General features: G+C 66.1%; 6 protein-coding genes. All 6 read right to left on the bottom strand.

Annotated elements, in window-relative coordinates; genetic code table 11:
* Positions 1-185: 185 nt before the first annotated feature.
* Genes ACEQZD_RS05825 through ACEQZD_RS05800 form a run of 6 tightly spaced genes read right to left on the bottom strand, consistent with a single transcriptional unit; the run spans position 186 to position 5,767 of the window.
* Entirely contained in the window at positions 186-770 is a 585-nt protein-coding gene (locus ACEQZD_RS05825) for an SCO family protein (protein WP_142950187.1), read from the bottom strand.
* Position 771: 1 nt separating this feature from the next.
* On the bottom strand, positions 772-1,584 hold the full coding sequence (locus ACEQZD_RS05820; protein ID WP_335628727.1) for a cytochrome c oxidase assembly protein: 813 nt from the start codon (positions 1,582-1,584) through the stop codon (positions 772-774).
* 8 nt (positions 1,585-1,592) lie between these two features.
* Positions 1,593-2,597, bottom strand: coding sequence for a DUF5924 family protein (locus tag ACEQZD_RS05815; protein WP_370184546.1), 1,005 nt, complete (start codon positions 2,595-2,597; stop codon positions 1,593-1,595).
* Between the two features lie 8 nt (positions 2,598-2,605).
* Positions 2,606-3,733 (bottom strand): sodium ion-translocating decarboxylase subunit beta, encoded by a 1,128-nt coding sequence (locus ACEQZD_RS05810; protein ID WP_194856347.1) that lies wholly within the window; start codon positions 3,731-3,733, stop codon positions 2,606-2,608.
* 2 nt (positions 3,734-3,735) lie between these two features.
* Entirely contained in the window at positions 3,736-5,511 is a 1,776-nt protein-coding gene (gene oadA / locus ACEQZD_RS05805) for a sodium-extruding oxaloacetate decarboxylase subunit alpha (RefSeq protein WP_370184545.1), read from the bottom strand.
* A 13-nt stretch (positions 5,512-5,524) separates the two neighbouring features.
* Positions 5,525-5,767 (bottom strand): OadG family protein, encoded by a 243-nt coding sequence (locus ACEQZD_RS05800; protein WP_370184542.1) that lies wholly within the window; start codon positions 5,765-5,767, stop codon positions 5,525-5,527.
* Positions 5,768-6,237 lie beyond the last annotated feature (470 nt).

The raw sequence follows: 6,237 nt of genomic DNA, 5'->3' as shown, positions 1-6,237 counted from the left end.
TCTATAAATCGGCCCAACCAACAGGCCGGATAGACGTACGCAGTTTAATCTCCCTTGCTCACTGAGCCATCGCAGACAAGCAACACTTGCAAGAGGTGTACATAGATGTACTCGTGGCGTGTCCTGGGCAGCCCTGCCCGGCATCTCGCCCCTGATGGAGGGACCACACCATCCAATGGCCGCGGTTACAGGTCGGTGAGGGCTTTCAGGTCGTCGGCGACCTGTTCGACGGGCTGATCGTTGCGCATCAGCAGGCGCACCCGGCCGCTTTTGTCGAAGCCGTACATGGCCAGCCCGTGGGACACCTCGTAGTTGCCCTCCTCGTCTTTGTCGCCGTACCCGTAGGCGGTGCGGTAGCGCTTGGTGACGTCGTCGAGCTGGTCCTTGCTGCCGGTGAGACCGATCACCTCGGGGCCGAAGTAGTCGGTGTACTCCTTGAGCAAGGCCGGCGTGTCACGCTCCGGATCGACACTGATGAACAGCACGCGCAGTTGTTCGCGCTCCTGCTCGGACAGGGTGTTCATGGCCTGGGCGAGCAGCGTCAGCGTCATCGGGCAGTAGTCGGGGCAGTGGGTGTAGCCGAAGAACAGCACCACCGCTTTGCCGTCGACGATGGATTCGGTGACGGTATCGCCGTTTTCGTCGGTGAGGGTGAAGCTGAGATCGTCCATGACGCCGGTGATGTCCTTGCCGTGGAATGCCACGGGGGACTCGCCGCAGCCCGCCAGCAGCACCGCGAACAGGGCGATCAGCAAACCGGGGATGCGCATATCAGTCTCCTCGCTGTTCGTGATTCAAGTAGTACCTCAACACCACCAGGGCGCCGAGGATGGTCATCATGGCCGGCGGGATCCAGGTGAGCACGCCGCCCAGCACCTGGTCGGTGGCGGGGCTGAGCGGCCAGGCGCGGCCGCAGATGGCGTAAACGTCATAGAGGCCCGGCTCCGAGAAGGTGATGTAGGCGCCCAGCAGGATCTGCGGGAACAGCGCCGCCACCAGCATCAGAAAGCGCACGCCGAAGCCGGAGGTGCGCGCCTGGCGCGGGTCCCGGGGGTCGAGGATCACCAGCCAGAAAATCACCCCGTCGATCAGCATCGACCAGTTCATCAGTTCGTAGAGGCGCAGGCTGAGCATGGCGTCGAAATGCACCGAGGGCCATAGCCAGAAGAAGATCAGGCCGACGAACAGCAGCGTGGCCACCACCGGGTCGAACAGCACCCGCCGCAGCGGCGCGAAGGCCCGCGCCAGCAACGGGAAGCGGCGGCCGCCGGCCACCGCCGCCAGCACCGGCAGCGGGTTGGCCAGGGCGATCAGGAAGGCGCCCAGATGGTGCAGCACCAGATGCTGAATGCGGTGCATGAAGAACATGTAGCGGGCGTAGTAATCGAACTGGGTGTGGATCACCGCGTAGCAGAGCAGCAGGCCGGTGAAGAACGACAGCGCGCGCCACACTGAGGGCGCGCGCCCTTGCCGGGCCAGGCGGCGGGCGCCCAGCACCCAGCCGCCGGCGGCCAGCAGGCACAGCAGCACGGTGAGCGGCGAAAAGATGTACGGCGTGAGCGCGGTTTGCAGGGTCTGCCACATGGTCGGGCTCAGCGTTCGGTCACATGGAAACGCAGCACGCCGATGATCTGTTCCTTGGCGGTGCGGACTTCCACCCGCCAGCGGCCGCTGGCGTTGTCAGGAAAATGCAGTTTGTGCGACCAGGTGCGGTAGCCCTGTTCGCGGCCGCCGGTGACGCTCAGCGGGACCTTGTCCACCAGCTCGCGGCCATGGAACCAGTAATGATAGACCGGCTGACCCAGGCCCAGCGGCGCGCGGATGGCGGTGTAGGCGTACAGGCCTTCGTCGAGCTCTTCCCGGCTGAAGGTTTCACCGGTGACCAGCGGCTGGCGGCGTTCGCGGTTGAAGTTCACCGACACCGCCCGGTGCTCCAGGGAGAGGCTCAGCGGCGGCACCAGCCGCGCGCCCCACCAGGGCACCGAGATAATCGACGCGGAAACCAGCACCAGTGCGGCCCAGCGCCAGGCGCGGCGCGGGCCGCCTACCCGCCAGAAGCTGGGCAGCGCGAACAGCGCGGTCAACAGGGCGGCGCCATCCAGGGCCTGGTTGGTGGGCCATTTGAAGATCAGCGGCAACAGCACCAGCAGCGCCACGAACAGCGCCCAGGCATGGAAGCCGAAATACCAGGCGCGGTGGCCGGCGAGCCGGAAGTACAGCGGGTCGATGATGCTCACCAGCGCGCCGGCGACCACCAGCCCGGTGAACAGGAAATATTCGGCGCCGCCGGACCACTGCAGCACCACGAACGGCAGGCTGAAGAAGAAGGCTTCCTGGTGAACGCCCTGCAGCATCAGCTTGAGGGCGCCCTGGGCGACCTGCTCCATGGGCGTGCCGCGGAAGCGGCGCAGCCAGATGTTCTTGGTGATCAGCACCAGCCAGGTGGCCACCAGCACGGCGGTGAGCACCGCCGCCAGCCACGGCTGGCGCTCGACCAGAAAATAACTGGCCAGCCCCAGGCTGAAGCTGCCCACCGCCCAGACGTGGCGCAAACGGAACAACAGCGCATTGAGACGTTCGAGCCAGTGGGCGTTCATATCCGAATTTATCCAGCCAGATTAAGCAAGACCCCGGCGGCGACAGCGGAGCCGATGACGCCGGCCACATTAGGCCCCATGGCGTGCATCAGCAAATGATTTTGCGGGTTGGCTTCCAGGCCCACCCGGTTGGCCACCCGGGCGGCCATGGGCACCGCCGACACACCGGCGGCGCCGATGATCGGATTGATCGGGATCTTGCTGAAGCGGTTCATGACATGCGCCATCAGCACGCCGGTGCCGGTGCCGATCACGAACGCCGCCAGGCCCAGCACCAGAATACCCAGGGTTTCCGGCACCAGAAACTGTTCGGCGCCGAGCTTGGCGCCCACCGCCAGGCCCAGCAGGATGGTGACGGTGTTGATCAGCGCGTTGGTGGTGGTGTCCACCAGGCGGTTCACCACGCCGGATTCCTTCATCAGGTTGCCGAAGCAGAACATGCCCAGCAGCGGCGCCGCGTCCGGCAGCAGCAGCGCCACCAGCACCAGCAGTAGAATCGGGAACAGGATTTTTTCCAGCCGGCCCACCGGACGCAGCTGTTCCATTTTGATCTGGCGTTGCTTTTCGGTGGTCAGCAGCCGGATCACCGGCGGCTGGATCAGCGGCACCAGGGCCATGTAGGAGTAAGCCGCCACCGCCACGGCGCCGAGCAGCTCCGGCGACAACCGGCTGGTGACGTAAATACTGGTGGGCCCGTCGGCGCCACCGATGATGCCGATACTGGCGGCGTCGGCCAGGGAGAAGTCCAGGCCCAGGTAATTGAGCGCCAGGGCCCCCAGCAGCGCGGCGAAAATGCCGAACTGGGCGGCGGCGCCCAGCAACAGGGTGCGCGGGTTGGCCAGCAGCGGGCCGAAGTCGGTCATTGCCCCCACGCCCATGAAAATCAGCAGCGGGAATACGCCGGTGGTGAGGCCGGCCTCGTAGATCAGATAGAGCAGGCCGCCGGGTTCCGCCAGGCCGGCCACCGGAATGTTGGCGAGGATGCCACCGAAACCGATGGGGATCAGCAGCAGCGGTTCGAAGTTCTTGCGGATGGCCAGGAACAGCAGCACCAGGCCCACCAGGATCATCACGAACTGGCCGACGCTGAGCTGATAGAGCCCGGTGCTGAGCCAGAGGGTATTGAGCTGTTCCATGCTTAACCCCCGATCGTCAGTAGCACATCGCCCACGGCCACGGCGTCACCGGGTTTCACCCGCACCTCGGCCACGGTGCCGGCGCGGGGCGCGGCCACGTCGGTTTCCATTTTCATCGCTTCCAGCACCAGCACCCGTTCGCCCTCTTCCACCCGCTGGCCAGGTTTGACCAGCACTTCGAAGATGTTGCCGGCCAGCGGCGCCGGCACCGGCTCGCCGTCGCCGGTGGGGGCCGCCGGGGCCGCGCCGGAGGCCGCCGGCGCGCCGCCGTCCAGGGGTTTGATGCCGTCGATGTCGCCGCCGTCACTGACGGTGACGGTGTAGCGCTGGCCTTCCACGGTGACCGTGTAGACGCCCTCTTCCTGGCCGTCGTCGCCCTCGGAGGGCGCCGGCTCGAAGGCGTCCGGGGTGCCCCGGTTGGCGAGAAACTTGAGCCCGATCTGCGGGAACAGCGCGTAGGTGAGTACGTCGTCCAGGCGGCGCTCGCCGGAGGCCAGTTCGATGCCCTCCTCCGTGGCCTGCTGTTCCAGCTCGCGACCCAGGGCGTCCAGTTCGTTGTCGAGCCGGTCCGCCGGGCGGCAGGTGAGCGGTTGGTCGCCTTCCAGGGCGCGCTCGCGCAGCGCCTCGTCGAAGGGCGCCGGCGCTTCGCCGTATTCACCGCGCAGGATGCCGCGGGTTTCCTTGCTGAGCGCCTTGTAGCGTTCGCCGGCCATCACGTTCATTACCGCCTGGGTGCCGACGATCTGCGAGGTGGGCGTGACCAGGGGAATGTAGCCCAGGTCCTTGCGCACCCGGGGAATCTCCTCGAGCACCGCGTCGAAGCGATCCAGCGCGTTTTGTTCGCGCAGCTGGCTTTCCATATTGGTGAGCATGCCGCCGGGCACCTGCGCCACCAGAATGCGCGAGTCCACGCCGCGCAGGCTGCCTTCGAAGCGCCGGTACTTGAGCCGCACCTGGCGGAAGTAAGCGGCGATTTCCTCCAGGGCGCGAATATCCAGGCCGGTGTCGCGGTCGGTGCCTTCCAGCATCGCCACCACAGTTTCCGTGGGGCTGTGGCCGTAGGTCATCGACATGGAGGAGATCGCGGTGTCGACGTTGTCGATGCCGGCCTCCGCCGCCTTCAGGGCGGTGGCGGTGGACAGGCCGGTGGTGGCGTGGCACTGCATGTGCACCGGAATATCCAGCGCCTGCTTGAGACGGCTGACCAGCTCGAACGCGGTGTAGGGCGTGAGCAGGCCGGCCATGTCCTTGATCGCCACGGAGTCGGCGCCCATGTCCTCGATGCGTTTGCCCTGCTCCACCCAGACGTCGAGGGTGTGCACCGGACTCACCGTGTAGGCGATGGTGCCCTGAGCGTGCTTGCCCTGTTTGACCACCGCCGCCACCGCCCGCTCGATGTTGCGCATGTCGTTCATGGCGTCGAACACGCGGAACACGTCCACGCCGCTTTCCGCCGCCCGTTCCACGAAGGCGTCGACCACGTCGTCGGCGTAATGGCGGTAGCCGAGCAGGTTCTGCCCGCGCAGCAGCATTTGCTGGGGCGTGTTGGGCATCGCTTTCTTGAGCTCGCGGATGCGCTCCCAGGGGTCCTCGCCCAGGTAGCGGATGCAGGCGTCGAAGGTGGCGCCGCCCCAGGATTCCAGCGACCAGAAACCGATGCGGTCGAGTTTCTCCGCGATCGGCAGCATGTCGTCCAGGCGCAGGCGGGTGGCAAGCAGGGACTGGTGGGCGTCGCGCAGCACCACGTCGGTGATGCCGAGAGGCGTTTTTGTCGTCATGGGAAGATTCCGATCAGCGTTGGGCGCGGTGTTGCCGGATGGCGTCCTGGATGGCCGCCCGAATGTGTGGAGAAACCTGGGGTGCGGGTTCCGGGGCCGGCGCGGTGGCGGGCTTGCCGCCGGTGGTTTCGGGGGCGAAGCGCTGAACCAGGGCCGAGAGGCCGGTCATCACCGCCACCAGAATCAGAAGAAAGGCGAGTACCACGCCCATGCCCAGCACCATGAGCTGTACGCCCTGGGCCAATAGATCGTTCATGCTCCGCTCCCGGGTAGGTTCAAGCGTGGGCTGTTTTGCTGGGGATCCGCCGCCTTTTGGGCGGGGTTCCGGCGCCCTGATTCGGCGCAATGTATCGGGATTGTCGACAACAGGCAAGGTAATGGGGGACTGGGGTGGTTGATTTTGGGGAGTTTGGTAGGGGGATGGGGGTGGATTGTTGACATTTTTTTGATGAAGGGTGTGGGGGCGGCTTTGTAGAGGGGCGCCTGGCTTTGCTTCGCTTGCCTGGCTTGGGGGGTGGGTTTCGGGGCGGGGAGCTGGGGATTGGGAAAGAAAGGGGGGAGAGACTTGTGGGAGCGGGCCTTGCCCGCGAAAGGGTGGCGTTGGCCACCCGGCGGGATGCCAGAGGCGTGGATCTGGAGGACGCTGATGGGGGGAGGATTGATTCGTCCGGCTTTGCCGGACTCACCCCTGCGGGGCAGATCGGAAGAGCGTCGGGAGGGAAAGAG

Origin of the sequence: Alloalcanivorax sp., assembly GCF_964221125.1 — a bacterium.
Taxonomy (GTDB): domain Bacteria; phylum Pseudomonadota; class Gammaproteobacteria; order Pseudomonadales; family Alcanivoracaceae; genus Alloalcanivorax; species Alloalcanivorax venustensis.
The sequence above is the reverse complement of the archived record's forward strand: the minus strand, read 5'-3'. Positions and strand labels throughout refer to the sequence as shown.